Source organism: Streptomyces sp. NBC_00726 (assembly GCF_045161735.1).
Lineage (GTDB): Bacteria > Actinomycetota > Actinomycetes > Streptomycetales > Streptomycetaceae > Streptomyces.
On record NZ_CP108983.1, the window covers coordinates 1,057,992 to 1,076,982 of the forward strand.

The 18,991-nt window shown below is 66.3% G+C and carries 13 protein-coding genes and 3 rRNA genes; 5 read left to right on the forward strand and 11 right to left on the reverse strand.

Going from position 1 to position 18,991, the window contains the following annotated elements; translation table 11 throughout:
* Positions 1-327 precede the first annotated feature (327 nt).
* The 4 genes from rrf to OG338_RS04705 form a co-directional block, all read right to left on the reverse strand.
* Positions 328-444, reverse strand: a 5S ribosomal RNA gene (gene rrf, locus OG338_RS04690).
* A gap of 136 nt (positions 445-580) precedes the next feature.
* Positions 581-3,702 (reverse strand): 23S ribosomal RNA (locus tag OG338_RS04695).
* A gap of 302 nt (positions 3,703-4,004) precedes the next feature.
* Positions 4,005-5,530: ribosomal RNA gene (locus tag OG338_RS04700) — 16S ribosomal RNA — on the reverse strand.
* The 16S, 23S and 5S rRNA genes sit together here, the layout of an rRNA operon.
* Before the next feature lie 552 nt (positions 5,531-6,082).
* A complete protein-coding gene (locus OG338_RS04705; protein WP_405936107.1) occupies positions 6,083-6,724 on the reverse strand; it encodes a DNA-3-methyladenine glycosylase in 642 nt (213 codons plus the stop codon).
* A gap of 72 nt (positions 6,725-6,796) precedes the next feature.
* Between OG338_RS04705 and OG338_RS04710 the strand changes: the two genes are divergently transcribed.
* The 3 genes from OG338_RS04710 to OG338_RS04720 all read left to right on the forward strand — a co-directional run bounded on the left by OG338_RS04710 (position 6,797) and on the right by OG338_RS04720 (position 8,818).
* The gene (locus OG338_RS04710) at positions 6,797-7,579 is read left to right on the forward strand and encodes a sporulation protein (protein WP_405936108.1); all 783 of its coding nucleotides are present in this window, start codon (positions 6,797-6,799) and stop codon (positions 7,577-7,579) included.
* A gap of 43 nt (positions 7,580-7,622) precedes the next feature.
* Positions 7,623-8,162, forward strand: coding sequence for a YbhB/YbcL family Raf kinase inhibitor-like protein (locus tag OG338_RS04715; RefSeq protein WP_405936109.1), 540 nt, complete (start codon positions 7,623-7,625; stop codon positions 8,160-8,162).
* Between the two features lie 149 nt (positions 8,163-8,311).
* Positions 8,312-8,818 carry an HNH endonuclease gene (locus tag OG338_RS04720; protein WP_073968443.1) on the forward strand — a complete coding sequence of 169 codons (507 nt, stop codon included), beginning with the start codon at positions 8,312-8,314 and terminating at the stop codon, positions 8,816-8,818.
* Positions 8,819-8,881: 63 nt separating this feature from the next.
* Here the strand turns inward: OG338_RS04720 and OG338_RS04725 are convergent, their stop codons facing one another.
* The 4 genes from OG338_RS04725 to OG338_RS04740 all read right to left on the reverse strand — a co-directional run bounded on the left by OG338_RS04725 (position 8,882) and on the right by OG338_RS04740 (position 12,004).
* The gene (locus tag OG338_RS04725) at positions 8,882-9,649 is read right to left on the reverse strand and encodes a sulfite exporter TauE/SafE family protein (protein ID WP_405936110.1); all 768 of its coding nucleotides are present in this window, start codon (positions 9,647-9,649) and stop codon (positions 8,882-8,884) included.
* Positions 9,650-9,711: 62 nt separating this feature from the next.
* Positions 9,712-10,641 carry an SPFH domain-containing protein gene (locus OG338_RS04730; RefSeq protein WP_018104741.1) on the reverse strand — a complete coding sequence of 310 codons (930 nt, stop codon included), beginning with the start codon at positions 10,639-10,641 and terminating at the stop codon, positions 9,712-9,714.
* 74 nt (positions 10,642-10,715) lie between these two features.
* Positions 10,716-11,147 (reverse strand): NfeD family protein, encoded by a 432-nt coding sequence (locus tag OG338_RS04735; RefSeq protein WP_405936111.1) that lies wholly within the window; start codon positions 11,145-11,147, stop codon positions 10,716-10,718.
* Positions 11,148-11,206: 59 nt separating this feature from the next.
* On the reverse strand, positions 11,207-12,004 hold the full coding sequence (locus OG338_RS04740) for an ABC transporter ATP-binding protein (RefSeq protein ID WP_383298101.1): 798 nt from the start codon (positions 12,002-12,004) through the stop codon (positions 11,207-11,209).
* Positions 12,005-12,158: 154 nt separating this feature from the next.
* On the opposite strand from OG338_RS04740, the gene OG338_RS04745 reads away from it, so the two are divergent.
* Entirely contained in the window at positions 12,159-12,938 is a 780-nt protein-coding gene (locus OG338_RS04745; RefSeq protein ID WP_405936112.1) for a hypothetical protein, read from the forward strand.
* Positions 12,939-13,198: 260 nt separating this feature from the next.
* Here OG338_RS04745 and OG338_RS04750 read toward each other — a convergent pair whose 3' ends face one another.
* A complete protein-coding gene (locus tag OG338_RS04750; protein WP_073968438.1) occupies positions 13,199-13,843 on the reverse strand; it encodes a response regulator transcription factor in 645 nt (214 codons plus the stop codon).
* Entirely contained in the window at positions 13,836-14,981 is a 1,146-nt protein-coding gene (locus tag OG338_RS04755) for a GAF domain-containing sensor histidine kinase (RefSeq protein WP_405936113.1), read from the reverse strand. The genes OG338_RS04750 and OG338_RS04755 overlap by 8 nt, the downstream gene beginning before the upstream one ends.
* A 440-nt stretch (positions 14,982-15,421) precedes the next feature.
* Between OG338_RS04755 and OG338_RS04760 the strand changes: the two genes are divergently transcribed.
* Positions 15,422-16,174 (forward strand): transglycosylase SLT domain-containing protein, encoded by a 753-nt coding sequence (locus OG338_RS04760; protein WP_405936114.1) that lies wholly within the window; start codon positions 15,422-15,424, stop codon positions 16,172-16,174.
* Positions 16,175-16,259: 85 nt separating this feature from the next.
* On the opposite strand, the gene OG338_RS04765 is transcribed toward OG338_RS04760, so the two are convergent.
* Complete coding sequence (locus OG338_RS04765; RefSeq protein ID WP_405936115.1) at positions 16,260-18,785, reverse strand: FHA domain-containing protein; 2,526 nt, start codon at positions 18,783-18,785, stop codon at positions 16,260-16,262.
* Between the last annotated feature and the right edge of the window lie 206 nt (positions 18,786-18,991).

Consider the following 18,991-nt stretch of genomic DNA (forward strand, 5'->3'; position numbering starts at 1 on the left):
GGACGGTCGTCACGGCGCGGTCCACGATCCCGGTCGCGGTCACGGTCGTCGCGTCGGAACCCGCCCCCGGAGGGGCGGTCGTCCCGGCGCGGACCGCGCGAACGGTCGTCGCGGCCGCCGCCGAAGCCGCCCCGGTCACCTCCGTCCCGGCGACGCGGCTCGCGCTCCGAACGATCGTCGGGAGAGTTGGTGGACATGGGTGGAGCTCCTGTCATCGGGGTACTACAGACATTCTTGCGCAGCCGGACACCCGACGCGCTTCGGGCAAAACAAAAAGGACCCTTGGTCCCAGCGCTGAACGCTGGGACCAAGGGTCCTTCAAAAATTGTTCGGCGGCGTCCTACTCTCCCACAGGGTCCCCCCTGCAGTACCATCGGCGCTGAAAGGCTTAGCTTCCGGGTTCGGAATGTAACCGGGCGTTTCCCTAACGCAATGACCACCGAAACACTATCGGCCACTCCCCAACAAGGCGGAGTATCGGCACTTAGCGAACAAGCACACTTTTCAATTTAATGAATGACGCTGTTCAACCAGCACGACTATTCGTGGCCTGGGAACAACACAGTGGACGCGAGCAACTGAGGACAAGCCCTCGGCCTATTAGTACCAGTCAGCTCCACCCGTTACCAGGCTTCCACATCTGGCCTATCAACCCAGTCGTCTACTGGGAGCCTTAACCCCTCAAGAGGGTGGGAATACTCATCTCGAAGCAGGCTTCCCGCTTAGATGCTTTCAGCGGTTATCCTTTCCGAACGTAGCCAACCAGCCATGCCCTTGGCAGAACAACTGGCACACCAGAGGTTCGTCCGTCCCGGTCCTCTCGTACTAGGGACAGCCCTTCTCAATATTCCTACGCGCACAGCGGATAGGGACCGAACTGTCTCACGACGTTCTAAACCCAGCTCGCGTACCGCTTTAATGGGCGAACAGCCCAACCCTTGGGACCGACTCCAGCCCCAGGATGCGACGAGCCGACATCGAGGTGCCAAACCATCCCGTCGATATGGACTCTTGGGGAAGATCAGCCTGTTATCCCCGGGGTACCTTTTATCCGTTGAGCGACAGCGCTTCCACAAGCCACTGCCGGATCACTAGTCCCGACTTTCGTCCCTGCTCGACCCGTCGGTCTCACAGTCAAGCTCCCTTGTGCACTTACACTCAACACCTGATTGCCAACCAGGCTGAGGGAACCTTTGGGCGCCTCCGTTACCCTTTAGGAGGCAACCGCCCCAGTTAAACTACCCATCAGACACTGTCCCTGATCCGGATCACGGACCCAGGTTAGACATCCAGCACGACCAGAGTGGTATTTCAACGACGACTCCACAACCACTGGCGTGGCCGCTTCAAAGTCTCCCACCTATCCTACACAAGCCGAACCGAACACCAATATCAAACTATAGTAAAGGTCCCGGGGTCTTTCCGTCCTGCTGCGCGAAACGAGCATCTTTACTCGTAGTGCAATTTCACCGGGCCTATGGTTGAGACAGTCGAGAAGTCGTTACGCCATTCGTGCAGGTCGGAACTTACCCGACAAGGAATTTCGCTACCTTAGGATGGTTATAGTTACCACCGCCGTTTACTGGCGCTTAAGTTCTCAGCTTCGCCACCCCGAAGAGCAGCTAACCGGTCCCCTTAACGTTCCAGCACCGGGCAGGCGTCAGTCCGTATACATCGCCTTACGGCTTCGCACGGACCTGTGTTTTTAGTAAACAGTCGCTTCTCGCTGGTCTCTGCGGCCACCCCCAGCTCACCGAGTAAATCGGATCACCAAAGATGGCCCCCTTCTCCCGAAGTTACGGGGGCATTTTGCCGAGTTCCTTAACCATAGTTCACCCGAACGCCTCGGTATTCTCTACCTGACCACCTGAGTCGGTTTAGGGTACGGGCCGCCATGAAACTCGCTAGAGGCTTTTCTCGACAGCATAGGATCATCCACTTCACCACAATCGGCTCGGCATCAGGTCTCAGCCTTAACGTGTGACGGATTTACCTACCACACGGCCTACACCCTTACCCCGGGACAACCACCGCCCGGGCTGGACTACCTTCCTGCGTCACCCCATCGCTTACCTACTACCACCTTGGTTCATCGGCTCCACCACTACCCTCAACTCCGAAGAGATCAGGCCGGCTTCACGGACTTAGCATTAATGGGCTCAGTACTGGGCGTTTCAAAGCGGGTACCGGAATATCAACCGGTTGTCCATCGACTACGCCTGTCGGCCTCGCCTTAGGTCCCGACTTACCCTGGGCAGATCAGCTTGACCCAGGAACCCTTAGTCAATCGGCGCACACGTTTCTCACGTGTGTATCGCTACTCATGCCTGCATTCTCACTCGTGAACCGTCCACAACTACCTTCCGGTGCTGCTTCACCCGGCACACGACGCTCCCCTACCCATCCATACAGGCGTTAACCCTATGTGTATGAATGACACGACTTCGGCGGTACGCTTGAGCCCCGCTACATTGTCGGCGCGGAATCACTTGACCAGTGAGCTATTACGCACTCTTTCAAGGGTGGCTGCTTCTAAGCCAACCTCCTGGTTGTCTCTGCGACTCCACATCCTTTCCCACTTAGCGTACGCTTAGGGGCCTTAGTCGATGCTCTGGGCTGTTTCCCTCTCGACCATGGAGCTTATCCCCCACAGTCTCACTGCCGCGCTCTCACTTACCGGCATTCGGAGTTTGGCTAAGGTCAGTAACCCGGTAGGGCCCATCGCCTATCCAGTGCTCTACCTCCGGCAAGAAACACACGACGCTGCACCTAAATGCATTTCGGGGAGAACCAGCTATCACGGAGTTTGATTGGCCTTTCACCCCTAACCACAGGTCATCCCCCAGGTTTTCAACCCTGGTGGGTTCGGTCCTCCACGAAGTCTTACCTCCGCTTCAACCTGCCCATGGCTAGATCACTCCGCTTCGGGTCTAGAGCGTGCAACTCAAACGCCCTATTCGGACTCGCTTTCGCTACGGCTTCCCCACACGGGTTAACCTCGCTACACACCGCTAACTCGCAGGCTCATTCTTCAAAAGGCACGCAGTCACGACATGCAAGCAAGCTTGCATGCGACGCTCCCACGGCTTGTAGGCACACGGTTTCAGGTACTATTTCACTCCGCTCCCGCGGTACTTTTCACCATTCCCTCACGGTACTATCCGCTATCGGTCACCAGGGAATATTTAGGCTTAACGGGTGGTCCCGCCAGATTCACACGGGATTTCTCGGGCCCCGTGCTACTTGGGTGTCTCTCAAACGAGCCGTCAATGTTTCAGCTACGGGGGTCTTACCCTCTACGCCGGACCTTTCGCATGTCCTTCGCCTACATCAACGGTTTCTGACTCGTCTCACGGCCGGCAGACCATGAAAGAGAGATCCCACAACCCCGCATACGCAACCCCTGCCGGGTATCACACGCATACGGTTTGGCCTCATCCAGTTTCGCTCGCCACTACTCCCGGAATCACGGTTGTTTTCTCTTCCTGAGGGTACTGAGATGTTTCACTTCCCCTCGTTCCCTCCACACTGCCTATGTGTTCAGCAGCGGGTGACAGCCCATGACGACTGCCGGGTTTCCCCATTCGGACACCCCCGGATCAAAGCTCGGTTGACAGCTCCCCGGGGCCTATCGTGGCCTCCCACGTCCTTCATCGGTTCCTGGTGCCAAGGCATCCACCGTGCGCCCTTAAAAACTTGGCCACAGATGCTCGCGTCCACTGTGCAGTTCTCAAACAACGACCAGCCACCCACCACCCCACCCTCACGGGCGAGTTCACTGGGGCCGGCAACCGAAGAACGACCATCACGGCCGTACCTTCAGATACCCAACAGCGTGCCCGACCCGACCCATTGCTCCTACACGTTCCACGCCGAAGCAGTACTAGTGACAAACAATGTGCCGAGCCGAGTAGTCAACGTTCCACCCATGAGCTACCAGCACCGGACACTCGCCGGTGTTCTGGCCTCTGACCAAGCAAAGCTTGGTAAGAAGTGCTCCTTAGAAAGGAGGTGATCCAGCCGCACCTTCCGGTACGGCTACCTTGTTACGACTTCGTCCCAATCGCCAGTCCCACCTTCGACAGCTCCCTCCCACAAGGGGTTGGGCCACCGGCTTCGGGTGTTACCGACTTTCGTGACGTGACGGGCGGTGTGTACAAGGCCCGGGAACGTATTCACCGCAGCAATGCTGATCTGCGATTACTAGCAACTCCGACTTCATGGGGTCGAGTTGCAGACCCCAATCCGAACTGAGACCGGCTTTTTGAGATTCGCTCCGCCTCACGGCATCGCAGCTCATTGTACCGGCCATTGTAGCACGTGTGCAGCCCAAGACATAAGGGGCATGATGACTTGACGTCGTCCCCACCTTCCTCCGAGTTGACCCCGGCAGTCTCCTGTGAGTCCCCATCACCCCGAAGGGCATGCTGGCAACACAGAACAAGGGTTGCGCTCGTTGCGGGACTTAACCCAACATCTCACGACACGAGCTGACGACAGCCATGCACCACCTGTACACCGACCACAAGGGGGGCACCATCTCTGATGCTTTCCGGTGTATGTCAAGCCTTGGTAAGGTTCTTCGCGTTGCGTCGAATTAAGCCACATGCTCCGCTGCTTGTGCGGGCCCCCGTCAATTCCTTTGAGTTTTAGCCTTGCGGCCGTACTCCCCAGGCGGGGAACTTAATGCGTTAGCTGCGGCACCGACGACGTGGAATGTCGCCAACACCTAGTTCCCAACGTTTACGGCGTGGACTACCAGGGTATCTAATCCTGTTCGCTCCCCACGCTTTCGCTCCTCAGCGTCAGTAATGGCCCAGAGATCCGCCTTCGCCACCGGTGTTCCTCCTGATATCTGCGCATTTCACCGCTACACCAGGAATTCCGATCTCCCCTACCACACTCTAGCCTGCCCGTATCGACTGCAGACCCGGGGTTAAGCCCCGGGCTTTCACAACCGACGTGACAAGCCGCCTACGAGCTCTTTACGCCCAATAATTCCGGACAACGCTTGCGCCCTACGTATTACCGCGGCTGCTGGCACGTAGTTAGCCGGCGCTTCTTCTGCAGGTACCGTCACTTTCGCTTCTTCCCTGCTGAAAGAGGTTTACAACCCGAAGGCCGTCATCCCTCACGCGGCGTCGCTGCATCAGGCTTTCGCCCATTGTGCAATATTCCCCACTGCTGCCTCCCGTAGGAGTCTGGGCCGTGTCTCAGTCCCAGTGTGGCCGGTCGCCCTCTCAGGCCGGCTACCCGTCGTCGCCTTGGTAGGCCATTACCCCACCAACTAGCTGATAGGCCGCGGGCTCATCCTTCACCGCCGGAGCTTTCAACCTTCTCCCAGGAGGGAGAAAGTATTATCCGGTATTAGACCCCGTTTCCAGGGCTTGTCCCGGAGTGAAGGGCAGATTGCCCACGTGTTACTCACCCGTTCGCCACTAATCCACCCCGAAGGGCTTCATCGTTCGACTTGCATGTGTTAAGCACGCCGCCAGCGTTCGTCCTGAGCCAGGATCAAACTCTCCGTGAATGTTTTCCCGTAATCGGGGAACACATCACGAGAGCGGAACAACAAGGTCGGAATATGACCTGTTGTCCACTGCGTCCTCGCTGTGTTTTGCCTACCCGGACCCGAAGGGCCGTGTAGGACTTTCAAAGGAACCTCCAACCTGCCGAAGCAGGCCGGGGTATCAACATATCTGGCGTTGACTTTTGGCACGCTGTTGAGTTCTCAAGGAACGGACGCTTCCTTTGTACTCACCCTCTCGGGCTTTCCTCCGGGCGCTTCCCTTCGTTCTTGCGTTTCCGACTCTATCAGACTCTTTCGTGTCCAATTTCCCGGTCGAAGCGGGGCTTTCTTTTGCCTTTCGGCGTGTCCACTACTTTAGCGGATTCTCCCGTTTACTCATAATCGAGTCAGTGGGATTGAATTCCGGCATGCCGAAACTCGCACCCTCTGGGGTGAGTCGTAGGTAGTAGTTGGCCGCTTCGGGTCTGCGCGGTTCACGATCCGATGGACCGAACCAACTGCTGTACCCGTGTCAAGCGACTCGGACAACATTAGGGGCCCCGTCCGGGCGAGTCAAATTGACCTGCGGCGCGGGGCATGGGCGCGGTATGGGCTCACCGTGGGGTCGCCGTCGATCCAGAACCGCCAGGGGTGCACCGCCCCGTCCCCGCCCACTCCGGTCCGCGGACCGTTCCGCACCTGGTCACGCGTGGGCGGGGTGCCGTGGAGCACGGTGAGCTCGGCGCCCTCGTGGGCGATGGCATCGGTGCCGTCCAGTGCGCGGCCGATGTCCAGAGCGGTCGCGAGGCGCGCCGGGCCTTTGGCCAGTTCCTTGTCATTGCGGGCCGAAACTCGACGTTTACGCGTCAGCTCGGCGCCCTCCAGGATCTCGCCGGCCCGCAACAACACCCCGCTCGCCCTGCCCTCGGGGCCGCACACCAGATTCATGCAGTGCCACATGCCGTACGTGAAGTAGACGTACGCGTGGCCCGGCGGGCCGTACATCGCTTCGTTCCGCCGTGTCCGGCCCCGGAAGGCGTGCGAACCCGGGTCGATCTCACCGGCGTACGCCTCCACCTCCGTGAGGCGCAGGATGATCGGACCCTCCGGGGTGCCGCGGACCAGGGTGCGGCCTAGGAGGTCGGGTGCCACCTCCAGTACGGGGCGGTCGAAGAAGTCCCGCGTCAGCGGCGTAAGTTCCGGGTGATCGATCACGAGGTTCGAGGTTACTGGGAACCGACTACGGTCGTCGCGCGTATGTAGGGGTCAGGACCTAGGAGGAGAAACATGGGCTTCAAGCGGCTGCTCGCGAGCATGGGTGCCGGCGGCGCCTCGGTGGAAACCGAACTGAGCGAGGTCAACGTCGTTCCGGGTGGGGTCGTCCAGGGCGAGGTACGGATCCAGGGCGGCTCCGTGGACCAGCAGATCGAGGGGCTCTCCGTGGGGCTCCAGGCCCGGGTCGAGGTCGAGGGCCAGGACCAGGAGTACAAGCAGGACATCGAGTTCACCAAGCTGCGCGTCGGCGGCGCCTTCCAGGTGCAGGCGGGCGCTGTGCATGTGGTGCCGTTCGGCCTGGAGATCCCCTGGGAGACGCCGATCACCATGTTCGCCGGCCAGCATCTGCACGGCATGAACATCGGGGTGACGACCGAGCTGGAGATCGCGCGGGCGCTGGACTCCGGCGACCTCGACCCGATCAACGTGCACCCGCTGCCGGCCCAGGAGGCCATCCTCGACGCCTTCGGCCAGCTGGGCTTCGGCTTCCGCAGCGCCGACATGGAGCGCGGCCACATCCGCGGCACGCGGCAGCGGCTGCCGTTCTACCAGGAGATCGAGTTCCACCCGCCGCAGCAGTACCGGGGGCTGAACCAGGTGGAGCTGTCATTCGTCGCGGACGACCGCGAGATGGACGTCATCCTGGAGATGGACAAGAAGGCGGGTCTGTTCAGCGAGGGCAGCGACTCGTACCGCGCCTTCCAGGTCGGTCTGCACAACTTCCACGAGACCGACTGGGCGGCTTATCTGAACCAGTGGCTGGCCCAGGTCGGCGGTTCGCGCAATTGGTTCTAGGGTCAAAGGCGTCATCCGACGGAGCCGACCGAGAGGTGCTGACGTGACCGAGCCGAAGAGGGCGCCGCTGCCGCACGACTTCCATCCGGAGGTTCCCTCGTTCACCGTGGTGAGCGAGGACATCGCCGCCGGGGCCGTGCTCCCCGACGCGCAGGTGTACGCGGCGGGGAACACCTCGCCGCAGCTGCGGTGGGAGGGCTTCCCGGCGGAGACGAAGAGCTTCGCCGTGACGTGCTACGACCCCGACGCGCCCACGGGCAGCGGGTTCTGGCACTGGGTGCTCTTCGACATCCCCGCGTCCGTCACGGAGCTGCCGGCCGGCGCGGGCGGCGGGAAGTTCGAGGGACTGCCCGCCGGTGCCGTGCACGCGCGCAACGACTACGGGACCAAGGACTTCGGCGGCGCCGCCCCGCCGGCCGGGGAGAACCACCGCTATGTGTTCACCGTGTACGCGGTGGACACCGGGAAGCTGGGCCCCGACGGCGACGCATCGCCGGCGGTCGTCGGGTTCAACCTGCGGTTCCACACCCTGGGCCGGGCCCAGCTCGTCACCGAGTACGCGGAGCCCGCCGAGAACGCCTGAGCACCAAATCGTCCGCATCCGTTTGCCCTGCCCTGGTCTTGGAGAGATCAGGGCAGGGCATTTTTTAATGCGTTGTCCATCACGGCTTGCCGGGGCCAGAGTTGATCCGGGCCTGCCAGGGGGCGGCCGGCACACGGGAGGTGGGCGGGATGCGGGACACGCTGGTACTGAACGCGAGCTTCGAGCCGCTGTCGACGGTGACGCTGAACCGCGCGGTGGTGCTGATCCTTCAGGACAAGGCCGTTGTCGAGCAGTCCCACCCCGGCCTCCGGATGCGCGGCGCCGATGTGGACATCCCGGTACCCCGGGTGATCCGGCTCTGCCGGTATGTACGGGTGCCGTTCCGAAGACAGGCCCCGTGGTCCAGAAGGGGCGTCCTGGTCCGGGACCAGCACCGGTGTGCGTACTGCGGGAAGCGGGCGAGCACCGTCGACCATGTGGTGCCGAGGGCGCAGGGCGGGCAGGACACCTGGCTCAACACGGTGGCCTCCTGCGCGGAGGACAACCACCGCAAGGCGGACCGTACGCCGGAGCAGGCCGGGATGCCGCTGCTGCGCAAGCCCTTCGTGCCCTCCCCCGCGGAGGCGATGCTGCTGGCGCTGGGGGCGGGTGACCGCTCGGCGCTGCCGGAGTGGCTGGCGCGGTCCGCGGCGTAGCCGCCGTACGCCTCATGACGTCGCCGGAGCCCGTCTCCCCCGGGGGAGACGGGCTCCGGTCGTTCAGCGGAGCAGCAGCTGGACGATGGCGACCGTGCCGACGGTGACGATGAGGGCGCGCAGCAGGGCGGGGCTGAGGCGGCGGCCGACCTTGGCGCCGATCTGGCCGCCGATGGCGGAGCCCACCGCGATCAGGACCACGGCGGTCCAGTCGAAGTCGGCGACGAAGAGGAAGAACAGCGCGGCGATGCTGTTGACGACGGCGGCGAGGACGTTCTTGACGGCGTTCAGGCGCTGGATGGTGTCGTCCACCAGCATGCCCATGAGGGAGAGGTAGATGATCCCCTGGGCGGCCGTGAAGTAGCCGCCGTAGACGCTGGCGAGGGTCAGGCCGATGTAGAGCAGCGGGCCGCCGTCGGGGTGGGCGGGTGTCCCGGTGCGGGCGCGCCGCTCCTGGACAGCCTTGCTGATGCGCGGTTGCAGGATGACCAGGGCGAGGGCCAGGGCGACCAGGACCGGGACGATGGTCTCGAAGGCCGTCGAGGGCAGGGCCAGGAGCAGGGTGGCGCCGGTGAGGCCGCCGATGAGGGCGCCCACGGTGAGCTTGAGGACGCGGGAGCGCTGTCCTTCGAGCTCCTTGCGGTAGCCGATCGCGCCGCTGATGGAGCCGGGGATCAGGCCGAGCGCGTTGGAGACGGTGGCGGTGACCGGGGGCAGCCCGGTGGCGAGCAGGACGGGGAAGGTGATGAGTGTGCCGGAGCCGACGATCGTGTTAATCGTGCCGGCGCTGATCCCCGCGGCGAAGACGGCGAGCATCTCCCAGATGGACATGGCGTATCCCCCGTGCGTGATCGGTGCTTGGTGCACCGAATCATGCACGGGGGGTGTACACGTCAGTCGACCGGGGGTTCCTCGCGCCGTTCCTTGCCGGTGTTGAAGCCGGGTGCGCCGGAGCCGAGGTTGCCGAAGGCGCCGCTGAGGCCCTTGAGGGCGTCGCCGATCTCGCTGGGCACGATCCAGAGCTTGTTGGCGTCGCCCTCGGCGATCTTCGGCAGCATCTGGAGGTACTGGTACGACAGGAGCTTCTGGTCCGGGTCGCCGGCGTGGATCGACTCGAAGACCGTACGGATGGCCTGGGCCTCGCCCTCCGCGCGCAGGGCGGCGGCCTTGGCCTCACCCTCGGCGCGCAGGATCGCGGACTGCTTCTCGCCCTCGGCGGTGAGGATCGCGGACTGGCGGGTGCCCTCGGCCTGGAGGATGGCGGCGCGCTTGTCGCGGTCGGCGCGCATCTGCTTCTCCATCGAGTCCTGGATGGAGGTGGGCGGCTCGATCGCCTTGAGCTCGACGCGGTTGACGCGGATGCCCCACTTGCCGGTGGCCTCGTCCAGGACGCCGCGCAGCGCCGCGTTGATCTCCTCGCGGGAGGTGAGAGTCCGCTCCAGGTCCATGCCGCCGATGATGTTGCGGAGGGTGGTGACGGTGAGCTGCTCGATGGCCTGGATGTAGCTGGCGACCTCGTACGTCGCCGCCCGGGCGTCGGTCACCTGGTAGTAGATGACGGTGTCGATGTTGACGACCAGGTTGTCCTGGGTGATGACGGGCTGCGGCGGGAAGGGCACGACCTGCTCGCGCAGGTCGATCCGGTTGCGGATCGAGTCGATGAACGGGACGACGATGTTCAGGCCCGCGTTGAGGGTGCGGGTGTACCGGCCGAAGCGTTCCACGATGGCGGCGCTGGCCTGCGGGATGACCTGGATCGTCTTGATCAGGGCGATGAAGACGAGCACCACCAGAATGATCAGGACGATGATGATCGGTTGCATCGTTTCCTCGTGCCCTTCGGTTGATGATCGTCATCGAGTCTGACAGAACGCGCCTGGGTGTGGGGGCAGTTCGGTCACATGACGACGGCCGTCGCCCCGTCGATGTCCACGACGTCGACCTGTTGGCCGGGTTCGTAGCTGTATTCGGGGTCGAAGGCGCGCGCCGACCAGATCTCGCCCGCCAGCTTGATGCGGCCACCGGTGCCGTCCACCCGTTCCAGGACGACGGCCTGACGGCCCTTCAGGGCGTCGATGCCGGTGGCGTGCACGGGTACCCGGTCCGCGCGCTGCCGCCCGGCGATCACGCGTACCACGGCCGTCAGCGCCACCGAGACGATGACGAAGACCAGGACCTGTGCGACGATTCCGCCGCCGAGGGCCGCGACGACCGCGGCGGCGACGGCCCCCACGGCGAACATGCCGAACTCGGGCATCGCGGTCAGGACGAGCGGAATGCCCAGTCCCACCGCGCCGATCAGCCACCACACCCACGCGTCGATGTCCACATGACCATCGTAGGACCGCGGACGCCCTCACGGACAGGGCGCGCGACGGTCAACCCGGCCTAGCCGAGCGGCAGTCCGCGGGCGGTGTAGCGGTCGCCCTGGTGCTCGACCACGAGGGGCAGGCCGAAGCAGAGGGAGAGGTTGCGGGAGGTGAGCTCGGTCTCCATGGGGCCGGCGGCCAGGACCTTGCCCTGGCGGATCATCAGGACGTGGGTGAAGCCGGGGGCGATCTCCTCGACGTGGTGGGTCACCATGATCATGGAGGGTGCGTACGGGTCGCGGGCCAGCCGGCCGAGGCGGCGGACCAGGTCCTCGCGGCCGCCGAGGTCGAGACCGGCGGCGGGCTCGTCCAGGAGGAGCAGCTCGGGGTCGGTCATCATGGCGCGGGCGATCAGGGTGCGCTTGCGCTCTCCCTCGGAGAGGGTGCCGAACTTGCGGTCGAGGTACTCGGTCATGCCGAGCCGGTCGAGGAAGGCGCGGGCGCGGTCCTCGTCCACCTTGTCGTAGTTCTCGTTCCAGGTGGCGGTCATGCCGTAGGCGGCGGTGAGCACCGTCTGGAGGACCGTCTGGCGGCGGGGCAGCTTTTCGGCCAGGGCGACGCCCGCGATGCCGATGCGGGGGCGCAGGTCGAAGACGTCGGTGCCGACGCCGCCGAGGCGCTCGCCGAGGACGCTGACGCTGCCCTTGGTGGGGAAGAGGTAGCTGGACGCGATGTTGAGCAGGGTGGTCTTGCCGGCGCCGTTGGGGCCGAGGATGACCCAGCGCTCACCCTCCTTGACCGACCAGGAGACGTCGTCCACCAGAGCGCGTCCGTCGCGGACCACGGATACGTCCACCAGCTCCAGTACATCGCTCATGAGCGCGTTGTCTCCCCATGCAGTGTCGAGATCGTCGCGTGCCTGTGGGCACAGCTCCCAGGGAAAACCTACGCCACCGCGTGAGTACCGGCGGCGCTGGGCCCGCCGTCGCGGACCCGGCCGGGCGCGACGGGGGACCGCCTAGGCTGTCCGCATGCTTTCGGAACCACGTTCAGGGCTGCTGGCCGCCTGGGGGAACGCGTTGCTGGCGGGGCTCGTGTCGCCGGACGACGCGGCGCTCGCCATCGTCGGGGAGGACGCGGTGCACCGCGTCGAGGGGCTGCCGGGTGAGGCCGGTCCGGTCGGGCTGACGTTCGCCCTGGGGCGGCTGCGGGCGCTGGGGGTGAGCGGCTTCCGGGTCGCGCTGCCGGTGCCGGGGCATCCGCTGGGGCTGAGCGGTCCGGCCGATTTCAACGCCCGGGCGCTGGAGGCGGAGGAGGCCGTGGTGACCCACGGCGCCCCGTACGGGCTGGTGCCCGAGGTGCGTGAGGCGGGCCCGGCCGGTGATGTGCACGTGGACGTGGTGTGGCACTGCCTGGCGGTACGGGAGGCTCCGCCGGCCGATGTGCCCTCGCTGGGCGAGGCGGAACGGGAGCTGGCCGAGGCGCTGCGGGACGCGACGACGCTGCTGACCCGGCTGGACGTGGCCGGTTCGGGGCCGGTGGCCGAGGCGGCGGTGGACGCGTACCGGGCGCGGGCGGAGCGGGGGCGCGAGGTGCTGGCCCCGGGCTATCCGCCCCGGGCGGTACGGGTGCTTGAGCTGGCGCAGCGGGTCGGGCTGCTGATCTCGGTGGCGTACGAGAACGGGCACGGCGGCGCGGTGAGCGCGTCGGAGATGGCGGCGCGGGGCGAGGCGCTGCGGCCGGTGGAGCGGGTGGCGCGGCGGGCGCAGGTGGCGGCGTACAACGCGTATGTGGAGGAGCGGGCGCGGTAGGGGCGCGAGCGCCCCGGGTCGGCGGGAGCGCGTGCGGCGGACCCGGCAGCGCGTGCGCCCCGGGGCCGCCGGAGCGACGGTGCGTACGGACAGGGTCGGCCGGAGCGGCAACGCGAGCGCCCCGGGTCGGGCCTGAGCGACGGTGCGTACGGCCGCGGCGGCAGCGCGCGGGGCTGGGCCGGGGCGGCGGCTGGGACCCCGGTGCCCTGCGGGCCGGGCCGGCTTGCGGCCGTGGTGGTCGGAGCCGGCCCGGCTCCCCCTCAGCCCGCCGCTCCGTGGCGGACCGCCCAGAGTGCGGCCTGGGTGCGGTCGGCCAGGTCGAGCTTCATGAGGATGTTCGAGACGTGGGTCTTGACCGTCTTCTCGGACAGGACCAGGGCGCGTGCGATCTCGCGGTTGGACCGGCCGTCGGCGATCAGGCCGAGCACTTCCCGTTCGCGTTCGGTGAGGGTGCTCCCCCGGCCGGTGCCCGTGCCCGGCTCGTCCTGGGCGAGCAGTGCCCCGGCCACCTCGGGCTGGAGCAGGACGTGTCCGGCGTGGACGGAGCGGATGGCGCCGGCCAGGGCGTCCGGGTCGACGTCCTTGTATACGTAGCCGGAGGCGCCCGCGCGCAGGGCGGGGACGACGGTGCGTTGCTCGGTGAAGCTGGTGACGATCAGCACCTTGGCCGGGTTCTCCAGCTCGCGGAGGCGGCGCAGCGCCTCGATGCCGTCGGTGCCGGGCATCTTGATGTCCATCAGCACGACGTCGGGCCGCAGCTCCTCCGTCCTGGCCACGCCCTCGGCGCCGTCGGCCGCCTCGCCGACGACCTCGATGTCGTCCTGGATCTCCAGGAACGTGCGCAGGCCGCGGCGGACGACCTGGTGGTCGTCGACGAGCAGCACCCTGATGATCCTGTCAGCCACCGGGGATCTCCATCTCGATCGTGGTGCCCTTGCCGGGCGCGGATTCAACGGTGAGGCGGCCGCCGACGCCGCTCGCCCGGTCCCGCATGGAGACCAGGCCCAGGTGGCGCCCGGCCCGGCGGGTGGCGGCGGGTTCGAAGCCCCGGCCGTCGTCGGTGATCCGCAGCAGCGTGGCGCCGTCGTGGCGGGCGAGGCTGACGTCGACGTGGGCCGCGTCGGCGTGGCGCAGGGCGTTGTGCAGGGCCTCCTGGGTGACCCGGAGCAGCGCTTCCTCCTGGGCGGCGGGCAGGGCCCGGACGCCGGTGCCGGTGAAGGTGACCCGGGCGGTGTGGGCCCGGTCGAGGACCTGGACCTGGGTGCGGAGGGTGGCGACGAGGCCGTCCTCGTCCAGGGCGGCCGGGCGGAGCTCCACGACGGCGGCGCGCAGTTCGTCCACGGCCTCGGCGGCGAGGGCGGCGACCTGCTGGAGCTCGCCCTTGGCGCGGGCCGGGTCGCGGTCGACCAGGGTGGCGGCGGCCTGGGCGGTGAGCCGGAGCGAAAAGAGCTTCTGGCTGACCGCGTCGTGCAGCTCGTGGGCGAGGCGGGAGCGCTCCTCGGCGATGGTGAGCTCGCGGCTGCGTTCGTAGAGGCGGGCGTTGGTGAGGGCGATGGCCGCGTGCTGGGCGAGGATCGAGAGCAGTTCCTCGTCCTCGGCGGTGAATCCGCAGACGCCCTCGGGCTTGGGGCACCTCTTGTTGGCGAGGAAGAGGGCGCCGATGGTCTCGTCGCCGTCCCGGATGGGCAGGCCGAGGAAGTCGGACATGTCGGGGTGGGCGCTGGGCCAGCCCCCGAAGCGGGGGTCCTTGCGGACGTCGGCGAGACGTTCGGTCTTCGCGCCGTGGAGCATCGCGGCGAGGATGCCGTGCTGGCGGGGCAGCGGTCCGATGGCCTTCCACTGTTCGTCGCTGACGCCGTCCACGACGAACTGGGCGAAGCCGCCGTGGTCGTCGGGGACCCCGAGGGCGGCGTATTCGGCGTCCAGGAGTTCGCGGGCCGAGGCGACGATCGTCTTCAGGACGTCCCGTACCTCCAGGTGGCGGCTCATGGCGAGCAGCGCGGCGCTGACGGCGGCGAGGCCGGAGGGGGGTCGGTGGCTCATGCGGATCACCGTACCGGCGGGCTCCGCGCCCCGTATCGGACCGGAGGCGGCCGGGAACCGGGGCGGAGGGACTAGGACCTGCGGCCGGTGTGCCGTGCGCGGGGCCGGGAACGGCTGCCCGAACCCCTTCCGGAACGTCGCACTCCGAATTGCTCCAGCAACACGTGGTGAGGTCGTTACCCGCCCGATGTGAGGCCGGGCATAGGGCCCACGTCACTTACGAAGCCACCTAGTAGACCGAAAAGGGCGATTTGGTGTGCGATGAGCTGGGGGCGAACCGGGCAAACCGCCCCGCATTCCACTACCCGGCTTCGTACGTCACACCTTTGCCACGGCATTTTGCCGCCGCTAAGAATTGAGCTCGTCCCCGACGGAGATGCGCAGTCGCTCCCGTCTTCGTCCTCCGTGAGGACCCCCCGAATACGAAGAGGTAAGCCTGTATGTCCGCGTCCCGCTTCACCGGCCGTATCCGTAACCTGAACAAGACCCAGAAGCTCTCCGCCGCCGGCGTCTCCGCCGTCGCCGCCGCTGCACTCTCCTTGTCCCTGGTGCCCGGTCACGCCGAGGCCGAGACGGAACCGCAGGCTCTCTCCGCCGCCCCGGTCCTCTTCGACTCCGCGAGCTCCAAGCAGGCCCGCGCGATCCAGGACAGCGTCATCCAGCAGCACTCGACCGCCGAGAAGCTGGTCAAGGCCGCCGACGCCGCCAAGGCCGAGAAGGCCGCCGCGGTGAAGGAGAAGGCCGAGGCCAAGGCGAAGAAGGCGAAGAAGGCCGAGCTGAAGAAGAAGGCGAAGGCCAAGGCGCACACCAAGGCCAAGTCCCACAAGTCCGAGTCGCGCTCCAGCCGCTCCTCCGCCCGTACGCACCTGTACGCCAACAACCTGGACGGCTGGATCCGGGAGTCCCTCGACATCATGCACGAGAAGGGCATCCCGGGCACGTACGAGGGTCTGCACCGCAACATCATCCGCGAGTCCAGCGGCAACCCGAACGCCATCAACGACTGGGACATCAACGCCCAGAACGGCGTGCCCTCGATCGGTCTGCTCCAGATCATCAAGCCGACCTTCGACTACTACCACGTGTCCGGCACCCCGCACACGCAGTACGACCCGGTCGCCAACATCACCGCGTCGGCCAACTACGCCGCCGACAAGTACGGCTCGATCGACAACGTCAACAGCGCGTACTGATCCGCCGCGATCCGTACCGCCGATGACAGACGCCGAAGGGCGGCACCCCGCGTGGGTGCCGCCCTTCGGCGCGTGTCCGGGCCGGTTACTTGCGCATGACCTCGGGCTCGTGGCGGCGCAGCAGCCGCGCGACCGCGAAGCCGCAGACGACGCCGAGGAACAGCAGCACCGAGATGTCGATCCCCCACTGGCCCACCGAGTGCTCCCAGAGCGGGTCCAGGTCCGTGGGGTTGTTCTGGTCCCACGGCGGCATGAGGTGGCCGAGGTCCAGCGTCGCGCCGGCGCCCGCGATGGCCCAGCGGGACGGCATCAGCCAGGCGAACTGCTCCAGGCCGGGCGATCCGTACACCTGGAAGAGGATGCCGGTGAAGACGACCTGGACGATCGCGAACATGACCAGCAGCGGCATCGTCTTCTCGGCGGTCTTCACCAGCGAGGAGATGACCAGGCCGAACATCATCGAGGTGAAGCCGAGCGCGATGACCGTCAGGCAGAGCTCGACGGCCGGCGGCATGATCAGGCCCTCTTCGGGCAGATCGCGGGTGGCGAAGCCGATGCCGCAGATGATGACGCCCTGGACGGCCGTGATCAGGCCGAGGACGATCACCTTGGACATCAGATAGGCGGAGCGGGACAGACCGGTGGCCCGTTCCCGTTCGTAGATGACGCGTTCCTTGATCAGTTCGCGTACGGAGTTGGCCGCGCCGGAGAAGCACATGCCGATCGTGAGGATCAGCATGATCGTTCCGGCGTCGCCGTTGAACTTGTGCGGCGGCTTCGGCGGCGCGAGACCGTAGTCCGACGGGATGACCACGCTGACGATGCCGAGCACCGCGGGCAGGATCACCATCAGGCCCATGAAGCCCTTGTCGGAGCCGATCACCGAGAGGTAGCGGCGCATCAGCGTCCACAGCTGGGTACCCCAGCCCTGCGGCTTCGGCGGGCGCATCTGCTGCGGCGGCGGCATGTGCACGGACTGCACGGCGGCGGCGTCGATGTCGGCGGCGTACATCTGGTAGTGCTGCGAACCGCGCCAGCGGCCCGCCCAGTCGTAGTCGCGGTAGTTCTCGAACGCCGAGAAGACGTCGGCCCAGGTGGTGTAGCCGAAGAAGTTCAGCGCCTCGTCCGGCGGGCCGAAGTAGGCCACGGCACCGCCCGGCGCCATCACCAGGAGCTTGTCGCAGATGGCCAGCTCGGCGACCGAGTGCGTGACGACCAGCACGGTACGGCCGTCGTCGGCCAGTCCGCGCAGCAGCTGCATCACATCGCGGTCCATGCCCGGGTCGAGGCCGGAGGTCGGCTCGTCCAGGAAGATCAGCGACGGCTTGGTCAGCAGCTCCAGCGCTACCGAGACGCGCTTGCGCTGGCCGCCGGAGAGCGAGGTGACCTTCTTGTCCTTGTGGATGTCGAGCTTGAGCTCGGTCAGGACCTCGTGTATCCGGGCCTGGCGCTCGGCCTCGGTGGTGTCCGCGGGGAAGCGGAGCTTGGCCGCGTACTTCAGGGCGCGGGTGACGGTCAGTTCCTTGTGCAGGATGTCGTCCTGCGGAACCAGGCCGATGCGCTGGCGGAGCTCGGCGAACTGCTTGTAGAGATTCCGGTTGTCGTAGAGGACGTCGCCCTGGTTGGCGGGCCGGTAGCCGGTGAGCGCCTTGAGCAGGGTGGACTTCCCGGAGCCGGACGGGCCGATGACGCCGATGAGCGACTTCTCCGGGACGCCGAACGAGACGTCCTTGAGGATCTGCTTGCCGCCGTCGACGGTGACCGTGAGGTGGCGGGCCGCGAAGGAGACCTCGCCGGTGTCGACGAACTCTTCCAGCCGGTCGCCGACGAGCCGGAACGTCGAGTGACCGACGCCGACGGTGTCGTTCGGGCCGATGAGCGCCGAGCCGGACTTGGAGAGCGGCTGGCCGTTGACGTACGTGCCGTTGTGCGAGCCGAGATCGCGGATCTCGAAGCGGCCGTCGGGCGTCGCGTGGAACTCGGCGTGGTTACGGGAGACCTGGAGGTCCGAGACGACCAGGTCGTTCTCCAGCGCACGGCCGATCCGCATCACCCGGCCGAGGGCCAGCTGGTGGAACGTGGTCGGGCTGCGGTCCCCGTAGACCGGCGCCGCTCCCGCCGGGCCGTTGCCGGGACCGGGCGGCGCCGGGGCCCCGCCCTGCTGCGGCACGTACGGCTGCTGAGGCGCGGGCTGCTGGGGTGCCGGCTGCTGCCAGCCCGGGCCGCCCTGCTGAGGCTGGTGCGGCTGCTGAGGCGCGGGCTGCTGCTGCGGCTGCGCGGGGCCGGCGGCCCGGCCGCTGTAGACGTCCGCGGCGCTCAGGGTCAGCCGGGGTCCGTCGGTGGCGTTGCCCAGGTTCACGGTGGAGCCGGCCGCGATCTCCATCTGGTGGATCCGCTGCCCGTGCACGTACGTGCCGTTGGTGCTGCCGTGGTCCTCGATGAACCAACTGCGCCCGTTCCAGCTGATCGTGGCGTGCCGCCACGACACTCTGGCGTCATCGATCGCCATGTCCCCCTGCGGATCACGCCCCAGGGTGTATGCCCTGGACGCATCGAGCGTCCAGGTCCTGCCATTCAATTCCAGTACGAGTTCCGGCACTCCGCGCCCCACTAGTTGTCCCCCGTGTTACCCCCGTCGCAGGGAGTCTAGGGATGCTGAACATCGTGGGGAACTATTCCAGGACCGGTCCCGGATACGAAAGCCGGGCGGCCGAGGGTGACCTCACCGAGACCTGCGCGGCCAGGCGAAAGGGGACGGACCGGGTGCGGATGCCCGGGGTGTCCGGCACTCGGGACGGGCTGCCTGCGCGCGCTCGG

Excerpts from the sequence above, each read along its gene's own strand:
- OG338_RS04755 (WP_405936113.1), bottom strand. The coding sequence starts at position 14,981 with ATGAGCCACCGACCCCCCTCCGGCCTCGCCGCCGTCAGCGCCGCGCTG.
- OG338_RS04745 (WP_405936112.1), top strand. The coding sequence starts at position 12,159 with ATGCTTTCGGAACCACGTTCAGGGCTGCTGGCCGCCTGGGGGAACGCG.
- OG338_RS04760 (WP_405936114.1), top strand. The coding sequence starts at position 15,422 with ATGTCCGCGTCCCGCTTCACCGGCCGTATCCGTAACCTGAACAAGACC.
- OG338_RS04725 (WP_405936110.1), bottom strand. The coding sequence starts at position 9,649 with ATGTCCATCTGGGAGATGCTCGCCGTCTTCGCCGCGGGGATCAGCGCC.
- OG338_RS04740 (WP_383298101.1), bottom strand. The coding sequence starts at position 12,004 with ATGAGCGATGTACTGGAGCTGGTGGACGTATCCGTGGTCCGCGACGGA.
- OG338_RS04710 (WP_405936108.1), top strand. The coding sequence starts at position 6,797 with ATGGGCTTCAAGCGGCTGCTCGCGAGCATGGGTGCCGGCGGCGCCTCG.
- OG338_RS04730 (WP_018104741.1), bottom strand. The coding sequence starts at position 10,641 with ATGCAACCGATCATCATCGTCCTGATCATTCTGGTGGTGCTCGTCTTC.
- OG338_RS04720 (WP_073968443.1), top strand. The coding sequence starts at position 8,312 with ATGCGGGACACGCTGGTACTGAACGCGAGCTTCGAGCCGCTGTCGACG.